The sequence below is a fragment of the Kribbella pittospori genome, from assembly GCF_004331465.1.
Taxonomy (GTDB): Bacteria; Actinomycetota; Actinomycetes; order Propionibacteriales; family Kribbellaceae; genus Kribbella; species Kribbella pittospori.
This window is the reverse complement of record NZ_SJKB01000007.1, coordinates 207,774-227,489: the sequence shown is the minus strand read 5'-3', so window position 1 is coordinate 227,489 and position 19,716 is coordinate 207,774. Positions and strand designations below refer to the sequence as shown.

19 protein-coding genes are annotated in these 19,716 nt (G+C 68.0%); 10 read left to right on the top strand and 9 right to left on the bottom strand.

Annotated elements, in window-relative coordinates; all coding sequences use genetic code 11:
- The first annotated feature begins 12 nt into the window (after positions 1-12).
- Complete coding sequence (locus E0H73_RS23170; protein WP_131359950.1) at positions 13-756, top strand: SDR family oxidoreductase; 744 nt, start codon at positions 13-15, stop codon at positions 754-756.
- Here E0H73_RS23170 and E0H73_RS23165 read toward each other — a convergent pair.
- The 3 genes from E0H73_RS23165 to E0H73_RS23155 are packed head-to-tail and all read right to left on the bottom strand — an operon-like array spanning position 745 to position 3,308.
- Positions 745-1,044: a thiamine-binding protein gene (locus E0H73_RS23165; protein WP_131359948.1), complete on the bottom strand. Its 300-nt coding sequence runs from the start codon at positions 1,042-1,044 to the stop codon at positions 745-747. The genes E0H73_RS23170 and E0H73_RS23165 overlap by 12 nt on opposite strands.
- A gap of 24 nt (positions 1,045-1,068) precedes the next feature.
- Positions 1,069-2,649 (bottom strand): MDR family MFS transporter, encoded by a 1,581-nt coding sequence (locus tag E0H73_RS23160; RefSeq protein WP_131359946.1) that lies wholly within the window; start codon positions 2,647-2,649, stop codon positions 1,069-1,071.
- On the bottom strand, positions 2,646-3,308 hold the full coding sequence (locus tag E0H73_RS23155; protein ID WP_131359944.1) for a TetR family transcriptional regulator: 663 nt from the start codon (positions 3,306-3,308) through the stop codon (positions 2,646-2,648). Before E0H73_RS23155 ends, E0H73_RS23160 begins: the two co-directional genes overlap by 4 nt.
- A 165-nt stretch (positions 3,309-3,473) precedes the next feature.
- Between E0H73_RS23155 and E0H73_RS23150 the strand changes: the two genes are divergently transcribed.
- Positions 3,474-4,019, top strand: a complete 546-nt coding sequence (locus E0H73_RS23150) for a hypothetical protein (RefSeq protein WP_131359942.1) — start codon at positions 3,474-3,476, stop codon at positions 4,017-4,019.
- Here E0H73_RS23150 and E0H73_RS23145 read toward each other — a convergent pair.
- Positions 4,009-4,470 (bottom strand): methyltransferase family protein, encoded by a 462-nt coding sequence (locus E0H73_RS23145; RefSeq protein ID WP_131359940.1) that lies wholly within the window; start codon positions 4,468-4,470, stop codon positions 4,009-4,011. The two genes, E0H73_RS23150 and E0H73_RS23145, sit on opposite strands and share 11 nt — an antisense overlap.
- Entirely contained in the window at positions 4,463-4,933 is a 471-nt protein-coding gene (locus E0H73_RS23140) for a MarR family winged helix-turn-helix transcriptional regulator (protein WP_165555789.1), read from the bottom strand. The genes E0H73_RS23145 and E0H73_RS23140 overlap by 8 nt, the downstream gene beginning before the upstream one ends.
- A 39-nt stretch (positions 4,934-4,972) precedes the next feature.
- Here E0H73_RS23140 and E0H73_RS23135 point away from each other — a divergent pair, with 39 nt between their 5' ends.
- The 5 genes from E0H73_RS23135 to E0H73_RS23115 are packed head-to-tail and all read left to right on the top strand — an operon-like array spanning position 4,973 to position 9,986.
- Entirely contained in the window at positions 4,973-6,217 is a 1,245-nt protein-coding gene (locus E0H73_RS23135) for a nucleotide disphospho-sugar-binding domain-containing protein (protein WP_131359937.1), read from the top strand.
- Positions 6,218-6,415 carry a hypothetical protein gene (locus tag E0H73_RS23130; RefSeq protein WP_131359935.1) on the top strand — a complete coding sequence of 66 codons (198 nt, stop codon included), beginning with the start codon at positions 6,218-6,220 and terminating at the stop codon, positions 6,413-6,415.
- 18 nt (positions 6,416-6,433) lie between these two features.
- A complete protein-coding gene (locus E0H73_RS23125; RefSeq protein WP_131359933.1) occupies positions 6,434-8,902 on the top strand; it encodes a GH116 family glycosyl-hydrolase in 2,469 nt (822 codons plus the stop codon).
- Positions 8,903-8,932: 30 nt separating this feature from the next.
- A complete protein-coding gene (locus E0H73_RS23120; protein ID WP_131359931.1) occupies positions 8,933-9,484 on the top strand; it encodes a TetR/AcrR family transcriptional regulator in 552 nt (183 codons plus the stop codon).
- Between the two features lie 10 nt (positions 9,485-9,494).
- A complete protein-coding gene (locus E0H73_RS23115) occupies positions 9,495-9,986 on the top strand; it encodes a DUF2867 domain-containing protein (protein WP_131359929.1) in 492 nt (163 codons plus the stop codon).
- Here E0H73_RS23115 and E0H73_RS23110 read toward each other — a convergent pair whose 3' ends face one another.
- Entirely contained in the window at positions 9,987-10,541 is a 555-nt protein-coding gene (locus tag E0H73_RS23110) for a TetR/AcrR family transcriptional regulator (RefSeq protein WP_238164182.1), read from the bottom strand.
- 91 nt (positions 10,542-10,632) lie between these two features.
- On the opposite strand from E0H73_RS23110, the gene E0H73_RS23105 reads away from it, so the two are divergent.
- A complete protein-coding gene (locus tag E0H73_RS23105; RefSeq protein ID WP_272949146.1) occupies positions 10,633-13,143 on the top strand; it encodes a bifunctional FO biosynthesis protein CofGH in 2,511 nt (836 codons plus the stop codon).
- Between the two features lie 25 nt (positions 13,144-13,168).
- Here E0H73_RS23105 and E0H73_RS23100 read toward each other — a convergent pair whose 3' ends face one another.
- On the bottom strand, positions 13,169-13,480 hold the full coding sequence (locus E0H73_RS23100) for a hypothetical protein (protein WP_131359927.1): 312 nt from the start codon (positions 13,478-13,480) through the stop codon (positions 13,169-13,171).
- Positions 13,481-13,631: 151 nt separating this feature from the next.
- On the opposite strand from E0H73_RS23100, the gene E0H73_RS23095 reads away from it, so the two are divergent.
- Together E0H73_RS23095 and E0H73_RS23090 are read left to right on the top strand one after the other, a co-directional pair.
- On the top strand, positions 13,632-15,548 hold the full coding sequence (locus E0H73_RS23095; protein ID WP_131359925.1) for a sensor histidine kinase: 1,917 nt from the start codon (positions 13,632-13,634) through the stop codon (positions 15,546-15,548).
- Positions 15,536-16,174, top strand: a complete 639-nt coding sequence (locus tag E0H73_RS23090; RefSeq protein WP_131359923.1) for a LuxR C-terminal-related transcriptional regulator — start codon at positions 15,536-15,538, stop codon at positions 16,172-16,174. Before E0H73_RS23095 ends, E0H73_RS23090 begins: the two co-directional genes overlap by 13 nt.
- A gap of 922 nt (positions 16,175-17,096) precedes the next feature.
- Here E0H73_RS23090 and E0H73_RS23085 read toward each other — a convergent pair.
- Positions 17,097-17,723 (bottom strand): hypothetical protein, encoded by a 627-nt coding sequence (locus E0H73_RS23085; RefSeq protein ID WP_131359921.1) that lies wholly within the window; start codon positions 17,721-17,723, stop codon positions 17,097-17,099.
- A complete protein-coding gene (locus tag E0H73_RS23080) occupies positions 17,716-19,638 on the bottom strand; it encodes an acyl-CoA dehydrogenase family protein (protein ID WP_131359919.1) in 1,923 nt (640 codons plus the stop codon). Before E0H73_RS23080 ends, E0H73_RS23085 begins: the two co-directional genes overlap by 8 nt.
- Positions 19,639-19,716: the final 78 nt, after the last annotated feature.

Below are 19,716 nucleotides of genomic sequence, written 5' to 3'. Positions count from 1 at the left end.
CAGTCTGGAGCTATGAGAACCACGGGCAACACCATCTTCATGACCGGCGGTACGTCGGGGATCGGCCTCGGGCTGGCCCGGAAGTTCCGCGACCTCGGCAACACCGTGATCATCAGCGGCCGCCGCCAGGACCTGCTGGACCGGATCGCCGCGGAGGACGGTATCGAGGGCATCACCCTCGACGTCGCCGACCCGGACTCGATCGCCGCGGCCTTCGAGACCGTCACCGGCACGCACCCGGACCTCAACGTGGTCGTCACGATGGCCGGCATCATGCGGACCGAAGATCTGCACGATCCCGCCCACCTGGCGACGAGCGAGGAGACGATCGGCATCAATCTCCTCGGCACGATCCGGACCATCACCGCATTCACGCCGTACCTGCTGAAGCAGCCCGATGCCGCGATCGTCACGGTCTCGTCCGGGCTGGCGTTCGTGCCGCTCGTGGCCACGCCGACGTACAGCGCGACCAAGGCCGCCATCCACAGCTACACACAGTGCCTGCGGATCCAGCTCGCGGATACCGGTCTCCAGGTGATCGAACTGGTCCCGCCGGCCGTCCAGACCAACCTGATGGGCCGCGAACCGGACGCGGAATGGATGCCGCTGGACGAGTACCTCGACGAGTCGGTCAGCCTGTTCCAGACCCACCCGGACGCCGACGAGATCCTGGTCAACCGGGTCCGCTTCCTCCGCGACGCCGAGCGCGAGAACCGGTACGACGACGTGATCCGAGTCCTGAACTCAGTCGGCTAGGGCGTGCTCGACCCGCTCGACCTTCGCGGTCAGCTGGCCGGTGTAGCCGGGCCGAATGTCCGCCTTCAACACCAGACTCACGCGAGGCGAAGAGGCAGCTACCGCATCGACCGCTTGCTTGACCACGGCCATCACCTCGTCCCACTCGCCTTCGATGTTGGTGAACATCGCGTTGGTCTCGTTCGGCAGACCGGAGGCGCGGACCACGCGGACGGCTTCTGCCACCGCCTGGCTCACGCCTCCGGTCTCGTCACCGCCGGAAGGGCTGATGCTGAATGCAACGATCATGCGTCCAGCTTGCCAGCACCTCCGTCAGACCTCGTCCTGGACTGCTGCCTCTGTGGCGCGGCGCTCTGCACCCGAGGTGGTCAGCAGCGGCTTCTCCTTGATGAACAGGACCGCGATCAGCGCCAGCACCGCGAACGGCACCGACATCATGAACAGGTCCGCGGTGGCCGCGCCGTACGCGTTCTCGACCACGGTCCGGACCTGCTCAGGCAACTCCGCGATGTTCGGCACCGCGTTGCTGCCGCCGGACGACGCGCCGCCCGGGTTCAGCGTCTCGGTGACCTTGTTGGCCAGGATCGCGCCCAGCACGCTGACCCCGATCGTGCCGCCCATGCTGCGGAAGAAGCTGACCGCCGAGGTGGCCGCGCCCAGCTCCTTGGCCGGTACGTCGTTCTGCGCGGCGAGCACCAGGTTCTGCATCACCAGACCGATGCCGACACCGAGCACGAGCATGAAGCCCCACAGCATGTACTTCGAGGTGTGCGCGTCGATCGTGCCGAACAGCGCCAGCCCGATCGGCAGCAGCAGGCTGCCGGTCACCAGGTAGATCTTCCACTTGCCGTACTTCGTGATCAGCCCACCCGCGATCGTCGACGCGACCATCATGCCGAGGATCATCGGCAGGCTCATCAGCCCGGCCTTGGTCGGCGAGTAGCCCTGCGCGATCTGGAAGTACTGCGCCAGGAACACCGACCCGCCGAACATCGCGACACCGACCAGCATGCTGGCGACGATCGACAGGGTCACCGTGCGGTTGCGGAACAGGTCCATCGGGATGATCGGCTCCGGGTGCTTGCGCTCGACCATCACGGCCGTCACCAGCAGCGCCAGGGCCACCGCGACCAGCACGAAGCTCCACGCCGACGCCCACTCGAACTTGTTGCCGGCGAACGACGACCAGACCAGCAGCGTGCTCACTCCGGCGGTGATCAGGAACGCACCCCACCAGTCGATCCGCACGTCCCGGCGTACCGTCGGCAGCTTCAGGGTGCGCTGCAGCAGCACGATCGCGGCGAGCACGAACGGCACGCCGATCAGGAAGCAGGCCCGCCAGCCCAGCGGTGAGTCGACCAGGAAGCCGCCGAGCAACGGTCCGCCGACGGTCGCCGAGGCGAAGATCGCGCCGAAGATGCCGGAGTACCGGCCGAGCTCACGCGGCGGGATGATCGCCGCCATCACGATCTGCACCAGGGCGGTCAGACCACCGGCACCGAGCCCCTGCAGAACCCGGCTGCCCAGCAGTACTTCGATGTTCGGGGCGAAGCCGGCCACCAGCGAGCCGACCACGAAGAAGCACAGCGAGAGCTGGACCAGCAGCTTGTTGTTGTAGAGGTCGGCGAGCTTGCCCCACAACGGCACGGTCGCCGTCATGGTGAGCAACTCCAGGGTGACGACCCAGGTGTACGACGATTGGCTGGCCCCGAGGTCGTGGATGATCCGCGGCAACGCGGTCGAGACCACGGTGCCGGCCAGGATCGCCACGAACATGCCCATCATCAGGCCCGAGATGGCCTGGATGGTCTGCCGCGGGGTCAACGTTGTAGTGATGCTCTCGGTGACCTCACCCGGCGCCGATCCGGGCGTGGGCGAAGAGGTCGTCGTCATGAGGGACCTTCCTGTTCTTCGGGCATGGTGTGGTTGGTCTTGGTGCCGTCGGGCACGGTCGGGTCGAAGCCGGGGTCGAGGCCCTCGGCGAGCACGTGGAACCCTTCGGCGACGAGGTCGCGGACGGACCGGTCCGGTGCGGCCTTGTGCAGCTCCATCGCGACCCGGCAGGCGGCGCCGGCAGCGCTGACGATGATCGCCGCGCGGACCGAGCCGGCCGGCTCGCCCATCCGCTCGGCCAGCCCGGCGGTGAGCAGACGCTCGTCCTCGAAGCTGGACATCATCAGCTGGTACACCAGGCTCGGCGACGACATGATCAGCTCGCCCCGCCGCGACAGCTCACCCTCGCGCTCGAGATCACGCAGTACGTCGTCGACGACGAACCACATCGTGGTCAGTGGCGACTCCACCGCCGGCGCGGTCCGCATCCGGTCCAGCGCCCGCTCGAGATGCTCGGGGTTGCGCCCGAGGATCGCGTGCTCCTTGTGCGGGAAGTAGTTGAAGAAGGTGCGCACCGACACGTCCGCGGCCTCGGCGATCTCCTCGACCGTGACGTTGTCCGGGCCCTTGTCCAGGGCGAGCCGCAACGCGGCCTCGGCCAGCGCCGCCCGCGTCTCCCGCTTCTTGCGTTCCCGCAACCCACCCTCTGCGTGCCTCACCGGACCAGACTAGAAACAAACTTGCACTGACTGCAAACTATTAACCCTGAAATCTTGCAGTCCTGCAGAAAGTTGCCTGAACGGGCAGCGACGACCCCCTCGGACTGATAAAATGACTACGCAGCCTCCGGCAGCGGACCTTCCGCCGTTCGGAGGCTTTCGTGTATGCAGACACTCCTGTACCGCGCCGCCATCCGCGGCTTCCGCGGCACCGCCGTCCTCCCGATGAACGTGCTCCGCGACCTCCACCCGGACCTCTACGAGCGCGAAGCCCGCAAGTACTCCTACCGCCCTGCGGCGATGGACAACCCGGTGCCGCCACTCGGCTGCCGCTGGGCCGACGTCGTCTTCCTGTCTCCCGTCCACCCCGCGCCGATCTTCGACGCCTTGCGCGAGTCCGGCCGGATCGGACCGAGCAGTCTTTCCTACTGGACCGTCGACGCCGAACTGCTCGACCCGGATCGCACCTGCATCCTCATGAAGCGGCACGACCCGGAGTTCCGCCCGCAGCCCGCCGAGGACTTCCTCCCCTACAACCCGGCGACCGTGGCCACTCTCTCCACGCCGTCGGAGAAGGCGCTCAACCGCCTCCGCAACCTGAACGCCACCGAGCCGCTGCTCCCCTGGGCCGACATCCCGCACATCCTCCACCGTGGCCCGATTCCGCTCATCCTCTTCCGCGACAAGGACGGCAACAGCATCAGCGTCTGAACCGCGGCACCCACGCCGGCACGCTCCGGCGGTACGCGTCGTACTGCGCGCCGTACCGCTGGAGCAGCACGGGCTCCTCGTACCACCGCACGAACGACGCCATCACGGCCCACGCGAGTACGCCGTACGTCAGCACTCCCAGGTCGAGGAACAGCAGCGCCTGTCCGAAGATCGCGGTCACCACGCCGACGTACATCGGATTGCGCACGAAGCGGTAGTCACCGCCGACCACCAACTCCTCCGTCGGAGCGACCGGCGCCGGCGTACCTCGCCCTTCCCGCACGAACCGCACAAACGCCCGCAGTACGACGAACGCTCCGGCCGCCACCACGACGTACCCCGGCCAGAACCGAGGCGCAGCCCACCCACTCACCGCCCACGGAATCAGTCCACCCACCACACACGGCGCGGCGAAGAAGAACGCCGTACTCCCGAGCGCTGCCTTAAGCATTGTCGAGTCTCGCGATCACGCGATCGGACAGCTCGCAGAAGGTCTCGAGCTCGTCCGGGCTGAGGTCGGCGAACCAGTCGGCGACGGCGGCGAAGTCACCGGCGTCGCGCTCCCGCCAGTAGTCCGCACTGTGGTTTGTTGTCGACAGCAACTTGCGGCGGCGGTCCGCGGGATCCGGCTCGACCTGTAGCAACTCCTTGCGCTGCAGGGCCGCGACGATCTGCGCGACGTTCTGATGCGTGCTCCCCAGTGCGGCCGCCGCCTCGGCCAGCGACGGCTTCCCCATCGCCTCGACGGCGGTGATCAGAGCCGCCTGCTGGGTGGTGAGCCCATCCTCGCGGAGGCGCATGTCCATCTCGTTGCGCAGCTTCTGCGCAAGCATCAGCGTCGTCCGGAACGCCCGGACCGACGGCGCCAACTCCGACTCCGCTCCGAGCCCGAACATCTTGCCTCGTGACGACATAGGCAATATATTACCTATCATCGTCTAAGGGGGCAACCAGTGATCTGTCTACTGCCGCACTGCGCCTACCTGTCCGAGACCTCCCGGATGCTCGAACTGCACCGCGCCCTCACCGAGCTCGGCCTGGAGATCCGGGTCGCCACTCACGGTGGACCGCACGAGCGCCTGCTGGCCGAGGCCGGCATCGAGTACGACGTCCTCGGTCCGGGACTGTCGCCCGCCCGCGCGGCCGCCTTCGTCGGTTCGGCCGTCGGTCTCGGCGATCCCCGGCAGAGCATGTACGACGATGACGAGCTCCGGACGTATGTCGCGGCCGAGGCGGAGTACTTCCGTGCGCACAGGATCACCATCGCGGTCACGGGATTCACGCTGACCACGTTGCTGTCCTCGCGCTTGGCCGGCGTACAGGTGATCACCGAACATGCCGGCAGTTTCGTGCCGCCGGTCTTCGAGCATCGGTTGCTGCCGGCGCCGACGCATCCGGTCGATCCGCGCCTGCAGCGTGCGCCGGACTGGCTGGCACGATTCCTCATCAACCGAACCCCGAACCGCTTCCCGGGATACACCAGCGGCTTCAATCGGGTCGCCGACGAGCTCGGCGTCGAAGGCGTCCCCAGCCTGGCCGCGCTCCTGCTCGGCGACCTCTCGCTGGTCCCGGAGAGCCCCGAAGTTCTTGGAGTCTCGGCCGCGGAGGTGGCGACCTGGAAACCCGGCAAGGGTTACCGGCCCGGCTCGCGACTGCGGACCGTCGGCCCGCTCTTCGCCCAGCTGAACCGCTCGATCCCACCCGAGGTCCAGAAGTTCCTCGACCGTCCCGGCCCGACGATCTACCTCGCGATGACGTCGACCCCGGCCGACCAGGTCCGCCAGGCAGTCGCCGACCTCAGCCGGCTCGACGCCCGCATCCTCGTCGCCGGCACCATCCACACCCTCGCCGACCTGACCACAGACCAGATCCAGGTAGCAGGCGTCCTCCCCAGCCACCTGGCCATGCCCCAGGTCGACCTCGCCGTCACCACCGGCGGCCAAGGCAGCGTCCAGACCGCAATGGCCACCGGTACGCCGCTCCTAGGCATCCCCCTGCACATCGAACAAGACCTCAACATCGCCCTGGTCGAACGCCTCGGCGCTGCCCGCCGCGCCCGCTCCACCAACCTCGCCGACCTGGCCACCCAAATGCTCGCCAACCCCACCCACCGCGAATCCGCCGAACGAATCCAAAAGCTCTACACAGCGATCGATGGCCCCGCGGAAGCAGCCAAAGCCATCGCCCAACAGCTCTGAGTGACAGGGTTCACGCACTCACGCGCCAGCCTGATCAGCCTCACCGACGCCGGCTTGGTCGAGCTCCGGCGCGCCCGAAGCCGATCGCCGCGCGCGCCGGTCAAGCACTCCGAGGTCGAGGCCGAGGCGCTCACGGCGGCCGACGCCCAAGTGGTCCACCCCGACCCGCCGGGAATCGATTTCCCCGGCGGGTCGTGACGATTAGTGTCGGTGGACATGACGACCACGGACTGGCCCCTCCTCCGCACCTACTCCGGCCGCCGGCTGCGCCGGATCGCCTTGCCGCTGGGCGGCATCGGAACCGGGACGGTCAGTCTCGGCGGCCGCGGCAACCTCCGCGACTGGGAGATCGTGAACCGCCCGGCCAAGGGCTTCCACCCTGGTACGGCGTTCTTCGCGATCCGCACCGAGTCGCCTGACGGCACGGTGACGACTCGTGCCGCCGAAGGTCCGCTGGACCTGAGCGAGTATGAAGGCGCCCACGGCAGCGCCGCCCAGAGCCACGGCCTCCCCCGCTTCCGTGAGGCCACCTTCGGTACGGCGTACCCGTTCGGCCGGCTCCAACTCCACGATGACGACGTACCGGTCGAGGTGGACCTGGAGGCCTTCAACCCGTTCGTCCCCACCGACGTGGACGCCAGCTCGTGGCCGGTCGCCGTACTGCGCTTCGTCGTGACGAACCGGAGCGATCAGCCGTTGACCGTCTCACTGGCGGGATCGCTGCAGAACTTCATCGGCCGGGACGGCAGCACGGATGTTGCCTCAGACAACTACAACATGACGGCGACCGGCGAGTGCGACCCGTCCGGCCTTCGCGTGGACGGCGTGCTCTTGCGCAGCCGCGGTGTCGATCAAGTTGCGGAGCAGTATGGCTCCATCGCCCTGGGCGTGATCGACAGTCAGGACCTGAGTCTCCGGACCCGCTGGGCGGACCGGACCTGGGGCGACAGCCTGCTCGACTTCTGGGACGACTTCAGTGCGGACGGCCGGCTCGACGAACGCACCAGCGAGTCCGCGACCCCGATCGCCTCGGTGGCCGATCGCCGGACGATCGAGGCCGGCGCGACCGAACGCTTCACCTTCCTGCTCGGCTGGCACTTCCCGAACCGGCGTGCGTGGGAGAAGCCGGACATCGTCGGCAACCACTACACAACGATGGTCGACGACGCCTGGACAGCGATCTGCCGGTTCGCGCCACAGCTCGACGTACTGGAGCGTCGTACGGTCGCCTTCGTCGAGGACTTCCTTGGCAGCGATCTGCCGGATCAGGTCAAGGAAGCGGCGCTGTTCAATCTGAGCACGCTGCGGACGCAGACGGTGTTCCGGACGCCGGACGGGCGGTTCTTCGGCTGGGAAGGGTGTTCCGATCACGAGGGCAGTTGTTTCGGCAGTTGCACACATGTCTGGAACTACGAGCAGGCGACGCCGTTCCTGTTCGGCGAGATCGCTCGCTCGTTGCGCGAGGTCGAGTTCGGCCATGCGACGAACGATCAAGGCCTGATGAGCTTCCGGGTCGGATTGCCGTTGGCAACGAGTGCGCAGGACTGGCAGGTCGCCGCGGCCGACGGGCAGCTCGGGTCCCTGGTCAAGCTGTATCGCGACTGGCGACTCAGCGGTGACGACGAGATGCTGCGCTCCTTGTGGCCGGCCGCTCGACGGGCGCTCGAGTTCTGCTGGATTGCCTGCGGCTGGGATGCCGATCGCGACGGGGTGATGGAGGGCTGCCAGCACAACACGATGGACGTCGAGTACTACGGTCCCAACCCGCAAATGCAGTCGTGGTACCTGGCGGCGTTGCGTGCGTGTGAGGAGATGGCGACGTACCTCGGTGTCGGGGATCTCGCGGACGAGTGCCGACGGATGTTCGAGTACGGCAGCGCTTGGATGGACGAGCACCTCTTCAACGGCGAGTACTACCGGCACGAGATCCGCCCGCCGGCCTCCGCGGACGACGTCGCACCGGGACTGCGCGAGCGGATGGGCGCGGCCGACCCCACGAAACCTGTGCTGCAACTCGGCGACGGGTGCCTTGTCGACCAACTGGTGGGTCAGCATCTCGCCCGGCTGACCCAGCTCGGCTCGCTGCATGACACCGACCACGTGGTGACGACGTTGCGCAGCATCCTGAAGCACAACGGCCGATCCGGGTTCTTCGGGCACTTCAACCACATGCGCAGCTACGTGCTTGGCGACGAATCCGCCGTACTGATGTGCAGCTACCCGCGGGGCAACCGGCCCGAGCGCCCGTTCCCGTACTTCTCCGAGGTGATGACCGGCTTCGAGCACATACTCGCGGTCGGCCTCATCTCGGAGGGCTTGGTCGACGAGGGACTGAAGGTGATCGCCGACATCCGGGCCCGGTACGACGGTGAGCGGCGGAACCCCTTCGACGAAGCCGAGTGTGGTCACCACTACGCGCGGGCGATGGCGAGCTGGGCTGCAGTGATCGCGCTGACCGGATTCGACTACGACGGGCGGAGCGGGGTGATGCGATTCGCGCCACAGGTCGCGGGATCCCGGCACTTCTGGTCGACCGGTGACGCCTTCGGCACTGTGGATCTGGCCGAGGGCATCCTGCACGTCCGCGAAGGCAGTCTGCGGCTCACATCGATCGAGGTCGCGGACCGCAGGCCCGTCGACGTGCCGGCCGGCGTGGTGAGCGCGGGCTCGGCGGTGAAGCTCTGACCATACCAAATGGTATGGTATGGTCGCTGCATGGTGACGCGGACGGAATGGCTGGAGGCCGGGTTCGAGCTGCTGGCGGACGAGGGTGCGCCGGCCGTGACGATCGAGCGGCTCACCGGCAAACTCGGCGTCACCAAGGGCTCGTACTACCACCACTTCAAAGGCGCCGCCGGCTACCGGACGGCGTTGCTGGAGTACTTCGAAGCGCGGTACACCACCCGGATGATCGACACCGTCGAGCGTGAGCCGGACGCGGAACCGGCGGCGAAGTTGCTCCATCTCCTGCAGCTCGTGCTGTCGGACCTGAGCACCGCGGGTCTGGAGATCGCCATCCGGGCCTGGGCGCTGCAGGACCCCGAAGTACGGGCCGCGCAGGAGCGGGTGGACCGGGCACGGACGGCGTACCTGAAGGAGCTCTGCCGTGGACTGAAGGCGGACGTGGACGCGGACCGCTTCGCGGAACTGCTGTACCTGATCCTCATCGGCGCCGAACAGGTGCTGCCGCCGATCGCCAGGGACGACCTGCGCGACATCTACCTGCTGACCTTGCGGCTCGCCACCGGCGAGACCTCGCTCGACTAGAGGAGCTGCCATGCCCACCCGCACGGACCTGCCGGAGCTGGACGACCTGCTACCCACCGTCGACGAGATCGACGTGAAGACCATCCGCGGATCGGTGTCACTGCGCGAGTTCATCGCGGGCTCACTGGGCTACAGCCCCTTGTGGATCAAGGGATTGTTCGCCGCCCGGTTCGCCGTGGCATTGGCACTGCGGCTGGAGACCGTGGCCCCGCCGTCGCGCCGGATGCGACCTGAGACGGTGAGCTTCACACCGGGCGACCTCGACGCCTTCTTCACCGTGGAGCGCGGCGAGGAGGACCACTACCTGCTGCTGAAGATCTCCGACAACCACCTGATCGGCTATCTGGCCTTCATCACCGACAACGCCAAGCCCGAGAGCGAGTTCACGGTGGTCACGTTGGTGAAGTACCTGCGACCGGCCGGCCGGTTCTACTACAACCTCATCCGCCCCTTCCACCACCTCATCGTGCTCAGCATGGCCCGGGCCGGCGTGGGCAGGTAGTTACCTCAGGACCTCGAGGAGCGCGGCGAAGTCCGCCCGGTCGACTTCGCGGGCACCGATCAGGGCCTGCATCAGCAGTCCGTCGAGCGCGGCGACCAACAGGCGCGCCTTCTGCGGATCGGCGGTGAAGGCGCGTGCGATCTCGGTCAGTGGTTCGAGCCAGGCCCCCGCCGCGGACCTCAGCTCCGGACGCCGAGCGGCGTACAGATAGAGCTCGTACAGGGCGAGTGTCCGGCCCCGCCGCCGGATCAGGCTGTCCTCGATCAACCTGGCCAGTTCGTCGGCCGGCCGTGCGCCCAGCTCGCTCCCCCGCCCGTGCAACTCGACGGCGAGATCGTCCGCGGCCCACCTCAGTGCCGCGATCAGCAGATCGTCCAGGGTCGCGAAGTGGTAGGTGATCGACGCGACCGACACATCGGCCACTGAAGCCACCGCACGATGGCTCACACCTGCGACTCCGTCGCGCTCGATCACGCCGATGGTGGCCCGGAGCAACTCGCTCCGGCGCTGCTCACCACGCATCCGGCGACCGTCGACCCCCTGCCTGACCTGCACGAATGTCAAACTATCAAGACGTCTGTACGGATTGTTTTTGGTCCCCCGAATCGTGCGATTCGGCCGTTTTCGGCGCCTAGGCTCGGATGACGTGACAACCACTGAACTCAGTACGGCGATGCGCCGCGCCCTCAAGCGTGCGGACGACGGCAAGACCCTCGACCCGGCCGAAGCCGAAGTGCTGCTGGCGGCCTCAGGTGACGCGCTGACCGCCTTGATGGCGACCGCCGCGCGGGTCCGCGACCAGGGACTGTCGGATGCCGACCGCTCCGGGATCATCACGTTCTCGAAGAAGGTCTTCATCCCGCTGACCCGGCTGTGCCGGGACCGGTGTCACTACTGCACGTTCGCGACCACGCCGGGCCGGGTGCATTCGCCGTACCTGTCACCGGACGAGGTGCTGGAGATCGCGCGGCAGGGTGCGGCGCTCGGGTGCAAGGAGGCGCTGTTCACCCTCGGCGACGCCCCGGAGGAGCGGTGGGACGCTGCCCGGACCTGGCTCGAGGAGGCCGGGTACGACAGCACGCTCGACTACGTGCGGGCGATGGCGATCCGGGTGCTGGAGGAGACCGGCTTGCTGCCGCACCTCAACCCCGGGGTGATGAAGTGGCAGGACCTGCAGCGGCTGAAGCCGGTCGCACCGAGCATGGGGATGATGCTCGAGACCACGTCGCGGCGGCTATTCGAGGAGAAGGGCCAGCCGCACTTCGGTTCGCCGGACAAGGACCCGGCGATCCGGCTGCGAGTGCTGGAGGACGCCGGCCGGTCCAACGTGCCGTTCACCACCGGTCTGCTGATCGGCATCGGCGAGACGCTCGAGGAGCGTGCCGACTCGATCTTCGCCCTGCGCAAGATCGCCCGGCAGTACAACGGGATCCAGGAGGTCATCATCCAGGGCTTCCGGGTGAAGCCCGACACGGCGATGCGCAACGACGACGACGTACCGCTGGACGAGTGGCTGGCCGCGATCGCGGTGACGCGGGTCGTGCTCGGGCCGCGGGTCCGCGTGCAGGCCCCGCCGAACCTGGTCGACCTGGCCGAGTGCCGAGCGCTGCTGGAGGCGGGCGTCGACGACTTCGGCGGGGTCTCGCCGCTGACGCCGGACCACGTGAACCCGGAGCGGCCGTGGCCGCAGATCGATGACCTGGCGAAGGTCACCGCGGACGCGGGCTTCACCTTGCGGGAGCGGCTGACCACGCACCCGGAGTACCTGCGGGAGCCCTGGCTCGACCCGCGCCTGATCTCGCATGTCGAGGCGCTGGTCGACCCGGCGACCGGGCTTGCCAATGAGTCCGCCATGCCGGTCGGCCTGCCCTGGCAGGAGCCTGATGGCGGCTGGGACAGTGTCGGGCGGACCGATCTGCACACCGCGATCGACACCGAAGGTCGTCGTACCGAAACTCGCTCCGACTTCGACGCGGCCTACGGCGACTGGGACGTGCTGCGTGAGCAGGTCGCGGGGCGCTCCGCACCCGAACGTATCGAGGGTGACGTCAAGGAAGCACTGGCCGCCGCCGAACGCGACCCGGCCGGACTCTCCGACGCCCAGGCGCTGACCTTGATCACAGCCACCGGTCCTGCCCTCGATGCGTTGGCTTCGCTGGCCGATGAGTTGCGCAAGGCAACGGTCGGCGACGACGTCACGTACGTCGTGAACCGGAACATCAACTTCACCAACGTCTGCTACACCGGCTGCCGGTTCTGCGCGTTCGCCCAGCGGCGCACCGACGCGGACGCCTACTCGCTGTCGATGGACGAGGTCGGCCAGCGCGCCGAGGAAGCCTGGGTGATCGGCGCGACCGAGGTCTGCATGCAAGGCGGTATCCACCCGGACCTGCCGGGCACGGCGTACGCCGACCTGGTCCGCGCGGTGAAGGACCGGGTGCCGGACATGCACGTGCACGCGTACTCGCCGATGGAGATCGTCAACGGCTCCGTGCGTACCGGGCTCTCGATCGAGGACTTCCTGATCTCGGTCAAGGAGGCGGGGCTGGACAGCATCCCCGGTACCGCGGCGGAGATCCTGGACGACGACGTCCGCTGGATCCTCACCAAGGGAAAGTTGCCCACGGCATCGTGGATCGAGGTCATCACCACGGCCCACAAGGTCGGTCTGCCATCGAGTTCGACGATGATGTACGGCCACGTCGACGCACCGCATCACTGGGTCCAGCACCTGCGCACGATCGCCGCTGTCCAGGATCAGACCGGCGGATTCACGGAGTTCGTGCTGCTGCCGTTCATCCACCAGAACTCGCCGATCTACCTGGCCGGCGTCGCCCGCCCGGGTCCGACGTACGACGAGAACCGCGCGGTGCACGCGATGTCGCGGATCATGCTGCACGGGCGGATCGACAACATCCAGTGCTCGTGGGTCAAGCTCGGGGTGGACGGGTGCGTCGCGGTCCTGAACGGTGGCGTCAACGACATCGGCGGCACGCTGATGGAGGAGACCATCAGCCGGATGGCCGGTTCCAAGCACGGCTCGCGGAAGTCGATCGCCGAACTGACTGCGATGGCGACGGCCGCCGGCCGCCCGGCCCGGCAGCGCACGACGACATATGGCCAGGTGCCCGACCGGCCTTCGCTCGAGCTTGCCTGAGATCCGGGGCGGGCTTGGTCGGAATCTAGTGGGCGGGGTCGAGGTCTACGGCGGTGGACCTTGACCGCCGCTTGCTGCCGATGTGGTGTCCGCAGGCGACGAGCAGGAATCCGACGACGTAGATCCCGCCGGTGACGGCAAGGTAGCCGAGCGGCAGCGTCTCGGGATCGGCTGGGAACGCCTGGGTACTGTCGCCGACCCAGGCGCGCAGCAGATACAGCGTCTGGAAGGTGAAGGAGTACGCGAAGATCGCGATGTAGGCGACGTACGCGGCGAGCCGGTTCCGCAGGAAGAATCCGAGCGGGAACGCGAACAGGATCGTGACGACGGCAACCATGGGAATCCCCTCCTGGCTTGGTGTTTGACGCCTTCACCTTGGCGTTCGGCGGGGTGGGCGGGCATCCGTGCTGTCGCCGGACGTCGGTCGCCGCTGGCCACTACGTGCTGGCACTGGTGCTTTCGCTTCGCGTCGCGGTCATCATGAGGATGTGTCCCGGCCGATCGCCCTGGTCGCCACCGCGACGATCGTCTTCGTCGCGGCCACCGTGCTGCGCTTCGTCCTCGCGTACGGCGCCTGGTCCGTCGGCGGTCCGTTGGACGCCCCCACCACCACGGCCCTGCTGGTACCTTGCCTCGTCTTGGGCTGGCTGGTCGCCACACGAGCGCCACAAACCCCGATCGGCCCGACTCTCTGCCTCACTGCGACCCTCCCGGCCATCGTCTTTCTCCTCGAGGATTGGGGCGCGACCGCGGACACTGCGAGCGCCTGGCCGGGTGCTCAGGGTGTGGAGGTTGTGGCGGCTGGGGCGTGGCCGTGGTTGTTTCTCGGGTTCGCCACGCTTGTCCTGCTCTTCCCGGACGGCCTCCTGCGCGGCCGCCGGTGGCGCCTGATCTGGATCGCGATCCCGATCTCCTGCGCCCTCGTCAACCTCACCGTCTCGGCCTTCGACGACACCACCGGCAGATCCCGCCTCGACATCCCGCGGCCGGCCGAGGCCGTCTGGGTGATCGTCGTCTTCGCCGGCTTCGTCGGCGTACTCCTGGCCGCCGCCTCCAGCCTCGTCGTCCGCTACCTGCGCGGCGACAACCTCACTCGCCTCCGCCTGCGCTGGCTGATGACAGCCGCGGTGAGCGTTCCCGTCCTCCTCGCCGCCAGTTGGCTGGCGATCGCCCTGGGCGCGCCAGGCTCGATCGCCTACATGTTCTTCCTGATCGCGATGCTGGTCCTGGTGCCGGCCGCGATCACCGTCGCGATCCTGCGCCACGACCTGTTCGACATCGACCGTTTGCTCGGCACCACCCTCAGTTGGCTCGTCACCGCGATCATCTCCGCGGCGGTCTTCGCCGCGATCGTCCTTGCTGCAGGCAACTTCTTCCCCGATCGAGTCGGTGTTACCACCGCCGCCTTCGTGACCGCCCTCGCCCTGCTCCCGTTGCACCAATGGATCCACCGCACCGTCGGGCGTCTGGTCGACCCCGACGGCACGGTGGCCCTGACCCGGATCCGCGACTTCGTCCGCCAGGTCCGCGACGGCTCGGCCGAACCCGAGCAGGTCGAATCCGTCCTGCGTGAGGTCCTCGACGATCCCGGGCTGCGCGTTCTCCTCCACCGGCCGGGCGCCGGCGTATCCATCCCCGACGGCGCGATCCCTTTGCAGACAGGCGATTCCGTGGTCGGCGCCCTCGTTCTCGGCACGACGTCCGCCCGCCGGATCCGGCGGGCACGCGAAGCCGTGGTCGAGGCCCGGCTGCCGATCGAGGTCAGCCGGCTACGCCTCGAACTCCAGGACGCGCTGGCCGAGGTCCGCGCCAGCCGGTTCCGGCTGATGGAGGAGATCAACGCCGAACGCCGACGGCTCGAACGCGACCTGCACGACGGAGCCCAGCAGCAGCTGATCGCGATCGGGATGCGGCTGCGATCCCTGCAGTATCAGCTTGCGCCGGGCGTCTCGGCGTACGAGGAGATCGACGAACTGGTGGTCACCGTGGAGGACACCGTCGCGGAGTTGCGGCGGATCGCGCACGGCGTCCGCCCGAGCCGTCTCGACGACGGACTCGCGGTTGCGCTCCGCCGGCTCGTCGCGGGCAGTACCTTGCCGGTGGATCTCGTCGTACCCGAGTTGGAGGTCGGCGAAGGCGTCGCGACCGCGGTCTACTTCACCGTCGGCGAGGCGATCGCGAACGCCCTCAAGCACGCCCGTGCCACCCGGATCTCGATCGAGGTCGGGGTCGTCGGGCAGGTACTGCGGGCCGTCGTACGAGACGACGGGGTCGGCGGGGCGGTCGAGGGGTTCGGGTTGACGTCGTTGCGGGATCGGGTGGCGTCGGTCGGCGGGGAGATCACGGTCGACAGCCCGCCCGGCGCCGGGACCGCGATCAGGGTGGAGATCCCGTGCGCATCGTGATCGGCGAGGATTCCGCCTTGTTTCGTGAGGGTTTGAGCCGGTTGCTGACCGAGAACGGCCACGAGATCGTGGGTACGGCGGAGGACGCGGACGAACTGATCTCGGTGGTGCGCGCGGTCGATCCGGAACTGACGATCATCGACGTACGGATGCCGCCGACCATGACTGACGACGGGGCGCGGGCGGCTGCGGTACTGCGTTCCGAGGTCCCCGATCGGCCGATTCTGATGCTGTCGCAGCACATTGAGACTCGGCACGTTGTGCCGTTGGTCGGCACGGGCGCCTTCGGCTATCTGCTGAAGGACCGCGTCTTGCGCGTTGGGGACTTCCTCGATGCAATGCAGCGCGTCGCCGGTGGCGGTTCGGCCCTCGACCCGGCGATCGTCGCTGCTCTCATCACGCCGACGCGTCCGAGCGATCCGCTCGCCGCACTGTCCACGCGGGAGCGCGAGGTGCTTGCGCTGGTTGCTGAGGGTCGGTCCAACAGCGCGATCGCCAGCCAACTGGTCGTCGCCGAACGGACAGTCGAGACGCACATGCGCAGCATCTTCCAGAAACTGCAGATCGCGGACACACCGACCACACACCGCCGGGTGCTCGCCGTCATCACCCACCTGACGTCGTAGTACGAGCGCCACGCCGGTCAGCCCCGGGCCTTAGGCGTTCTCGGGCTCGGCGGGCCTGAGTTGCAGTGGCGTTCCCTGGTTGGTGTCTGGTCCCCAGCAGCACCAGACACCAACCAGGGAACGGAAACGCCGGCCATGCCCGGTGTCGGTCGCCACCTCACTGGCGACCGGCACCGCCTGCGGCACGGCCGGCGTCCTGCTGTTGCCCCGAGAGGGCAGTCGGCCCGAAGGAGGGCGGGCCGGCGTCTCATTCCGTGACCGGCAGGGGAGGTACAGTCCGGTCGCGGACGGGAGTACGTCGGTACCACCTGGAGCCTGTTTGTCAGCGACCCGTCCGTCGCCGACAACTGAACGTTGTCACGTCACCACAACCGCAGACCATCCCCGGGTTCAAACATTTGCATTGCCTTTGAACAAGGCAACCGTGAGTAAACAAACCCTCACTTTCCGTGCTCTGTTGCCTTCCGCAACAACAACCGGTCCACCCGGACCTCGCCCGATCCCCCGGAATCGCACGCCTCCGAAGACCCCGGACGTCAGACGTCCAGACCGGATCACCCGAGTGATGTGACCTTTCCCACGCCCCGCCAAACCCTCACACCGGACTGGACCAGGCAAACCCACAGCCGACCACCCTGCATCGCACGGCCACCCGCAACACCCCGCCGCACCGCCCGGACTGCACCGCTGGCCATTCGCACACCCCGAAACTGCGGCCCAGGGACGCACCACTGATCCGACGCGAGCCGGCCACTGGCGGGTTGTTTCACCGATGACGCGCAACAACCCGCCAGCCGGCACACAACCCACCACCCACCTAGCGCGAGAGGCCGGGGCGGCGGCCGCACTGGACCAGACGTGACTGTCCGGCCGACCCCGTGCATCGAAGTCAGCTGGTCAGCCGGAGAGGCGTCCGGAGGGGTCAGTACGGGTAGGTGTCGTCGCGGCGGGTTGGGTCTAGGTCCCAGAGGGAGAAGTCGACGATCTTGTGGGACTCCTCGCCGCCGGCCGGCATCAGGCCGAAGGAGTCGTAGTCCTTCGACCCCATCCCGTCGAGGTAGCACAGCAGCTCGAAGGCCGACTGCGCGTCCTCGATGTCGTCGATGACCTCGTCGTTCTGCGCCTCGTCCGCGCGGCTCCGGACGTACTCCACGAAGGCGTCCGGATCCGTCACCACGTAGTCGTACCGCGCCTGGTAGCTGAGCCGCACCCCGTCCGCCGGCAGCAACGGCTCCTCGAGTCCCTCGAGGTCGTCCAGGCCCGCGCCCTCGACCATCTCCCGGTAGTCCGCCGGGTCGTCGAAGTCGTCCGGCCCGAGCGGCAGGTCGTCCAGCTCGTCGGGGTCGTAGGAGTCGATCCCGAGGAAGATGTCGCCCCAGCCCCGCTCGTGCACGGCGTCCGCGAGCGCCCGGGCCTGGACCCGGACGTTCTCGATCGCGCCGGTGGCCCGCAGGTCGTGGAGATCCAGAGCGTCGGCCTGCTCCAGCAGCACCCGGGCGAGTTCGCGGGCGGCCTCGGCGGCCGACGCGGGTTCGATCGGCTCACTCATGCTGCGACGGTACAACCATCGGCACCTCCACCGCCGAGCCCGGTACGCCGAACGCGTCGACGAGCTCGACCGCGACCGGCCGAACCGCGGCGCAGAGCTCGTTCACCAGCGCCGTGATCGCCTTCGACCGGCCCGGCGACAACCGTCCGTGCTCGAGGTACCAGGCACGCTCCGACTCGATCGTCGCGAGCGCATGCAGGTCGTAGACGTCCTTCAGCACGTCGCGGAGTTCGTCCGGCGCATCCTCGACCGCCGCATGGAACGCCTCCAGCACGACGCGGTCCACGTGCGCCCGCCCAGCCGCGATGACGTGGTCCTGGCACCGGTTGAACACCTCGAACGGCTCGTCCCCGGCATCGATCCCCGCCTTCAGCCGCCGCGCGACCCCGGACAGCATGTGCTCCTCCCGGAACCGCAACAGCCCCGAGTGGTACGCGTCGTCCCGCAACCCCGCATCCGGATCGTTCGCATCACTCCGATTCGGTACGACGTCCCGCAGCCGCTCGATGAGTGGTCGCAGGGCCGCCTTCTCGACCGCGATCTCCACCGCCTGAGCCGCGATGAACCGGGCCGTCCCGAGCGGGTCCAGCTTCCCGAACGACTCCCGGTAGTCCGTCAGCAGACCCTTCGCCACCAGCTGGAGCAGGACAGTGTTGTCCCCCTCGAAGGTGGTGAACACATCAGTGTCCGCCTTCAACGTGGCCAGCCGGTTCTCGGCCAGGTACCCAGCACCGCCACACGCCTCGCGGCACATCTGGATGGTCTCGGTCGTGTGCCACGTCCCGAGCGCCTTCGTCCCAGCTGCCTGCGCCTCCAGAGCTCTCCGGTCGTGCTCGCTGCTCCCGTCACCGAACACCCGCACGAACTCGTCGACCAACTCGGCCTGCGCGAAATGCAGTGCATAGGTCCGCGCGAGCAACGGCAGCAGTCGGCGCTGATGCATCCGGTAGTCCAGCAGCAACGCCTCCTCAGCACTCCCCGGAGCACCGAACTGCCGCCGCTGAGCGCCGTACCGGATCGCGATGGTCAGTGCGACCTTGCTGGCGTTGATCGCCGCGCCACCGACCGAGACGCGTCCCTGCACCAGCGTGCCGAGCATGGTGAAGAACCGGCGGTCCGGGTTCTCGATCTCGCTCTGGTAGTTGCCGTCAGCATCGACCTGGGCATAGCGGTCCAGCAGCGCCTCCCGAGGCACCCGGACGTGGTCGAACACGATCCGGCCGTTGTCGACCCCGTTCAGCCCCAGCTTCGGGCCGCAGTCGGACAGCGTCACGCCGGGCATCGCCGTACCGCTCTCATCCCGGATCGGGACGAGCAAGCAGTGCACTCCTTGGCTCTCACCGCCGACGACGAGCTGCGCGAACACCGCGGCCATCCGCCCGTGCCTGGCCGCGTTCCCGATGTAGTCCTTCCGCGCGGCCGCGGTCGGCGTGTGCACGACGAACTCCCCGGTCGAGGCGTCGTACGTCGCCGTCGTACCAAGGGCCTGCACGTTCGAGCCGTGACCCGTCTCGGTCATCGCGAAGCAGCCGAGCAGCCGGCCGCTGAGCGCGTCCGCGAGGTAGCGGTCGTGGTGGCGCTCGGTGCCCAGGTGCAGGATCGCCCCGGCGAACAGGCCGAACTGCACCCCTGCCTTCACCATCAGCGAGAGGTCCCCGAAGGCGAGCGTCTCGAACCCGGCGATGAACCCGCCGAGATCGCCCTCGCCGCCGAACTCCTTCGGGAAGCCGCGGGCCGGATGGCCCTCGGCCGTGACATCCAGCATCACGTCGAGCACCTTGTCGCGGTACTCGTCCCGCGGCAGGCGCAACGACAGGTCGAGCAGCTCCGCGTTCGCGCTCAGCCCGGCGCGCACGACGTCCCGCGCCGCCTTGTGCGGCCCGTCCAGATAGTCCCGCAACCCCGTTGTCCTCATGCTCTTAACCTATGCGGATTCGCGCGCACTTTGCGTCACCATCGTGTGACTGTGGACAACTCTCGTCACAATGCGCAT

What these genes read in the sequence shown, in the direction of transcription:
- E0H73_RS23080 (WP_131359919.1), bottom strand. Translation starts at nt 19,638, where the DNA reads ATGAGGACAACGGGGTTGCGGGACTATCTGGACGGGCCGCACAAGGCG.
- E0H73_RS23125 (WP_131359933.1), top strand. Translation starts at nt 6,434, where the DNA reads ATGACGACCACGGACTGGCCCCTCCTCCGCACCTACTCCGGCCGCCGG.
- E0H73_RS23120 (WP_131359931.1), top strand. Translation starts at nt 8,933, where the DNA reads ATGGTGACGCGGACGGAATGGCTGGAGGCCGGGTTCGAGCTGCTGGCG.
- E0H73_RS23145 (WP_131359940.1), bottom strand. Translation starts at nt 4,470, where the DNA reads ATGCTTAAGGCAGCGCTCGGGAGTACGGCGTTCTTCTTCGCCGCGCCG.
- E0H73_RS23150 (WP_131359942.1), top strand. Translation starts at nt 3,474, where the DNA reads ATGCAGACACTCCTGTACCGCGCCGCCATCCGCGGCTTCCGCGGCACC.
- E0H73_RS23100 (WP_131359927.1), bottom strand. Translation starts at nt 13,480, where the DNA reads ATGGTTGCCGTCGTCACGATCCTGTTCGCGTTCCCGCTCGGATTCTTC.
- E0H73_RS23160 (WP_131359946.1), bottom strand. Translation starts at nt 2,649, where the DNA reads ATGACGACGACCTCTTCGCCCACGCCCGGATCGGCGCCGGGTGAGGTC.
- E0H73_RS23165 (WP_131359948.1), bottom strand. Translation starts at nt 1,044, where the DNA reads ATGATCGTTGCATTCAGCATCAGCCCTTCCGGCGGTGACGAGACCGGA.
- E0H73_RS23115 (WP_131359929.1), top strand. Translation starts at nt 9,495, where the DNA reads ATGCCCACCCGCACGGACCTGCCGGAGCTGGACGACCTGCTACCCACC.
- E0H73_RS23085 (WP_131359921.1), bottom strand. Translation starts at nt 17,723, where the DNA reads ATGAGTGAGCCGATCGAACCCGCGTCGGCCGCCGAGGCCGCCCGCGAA.
- E0H73_RS23140 (WP_165555789.1), bottom strand. Translation starts at nt 4,933, where the DNA reads ATGTCGTCACGAGGCAAGATGTTCGGGCTCGGAGCGGAGTCGGAGTTG.
- E0H73_RS23170 (WP_131359950.1), top strand. Translation starts at nt 13, where the DNA reads ATGAGAACCACGGGCAACACCATCTTCATGACCGGCGGTACGTCGGGG.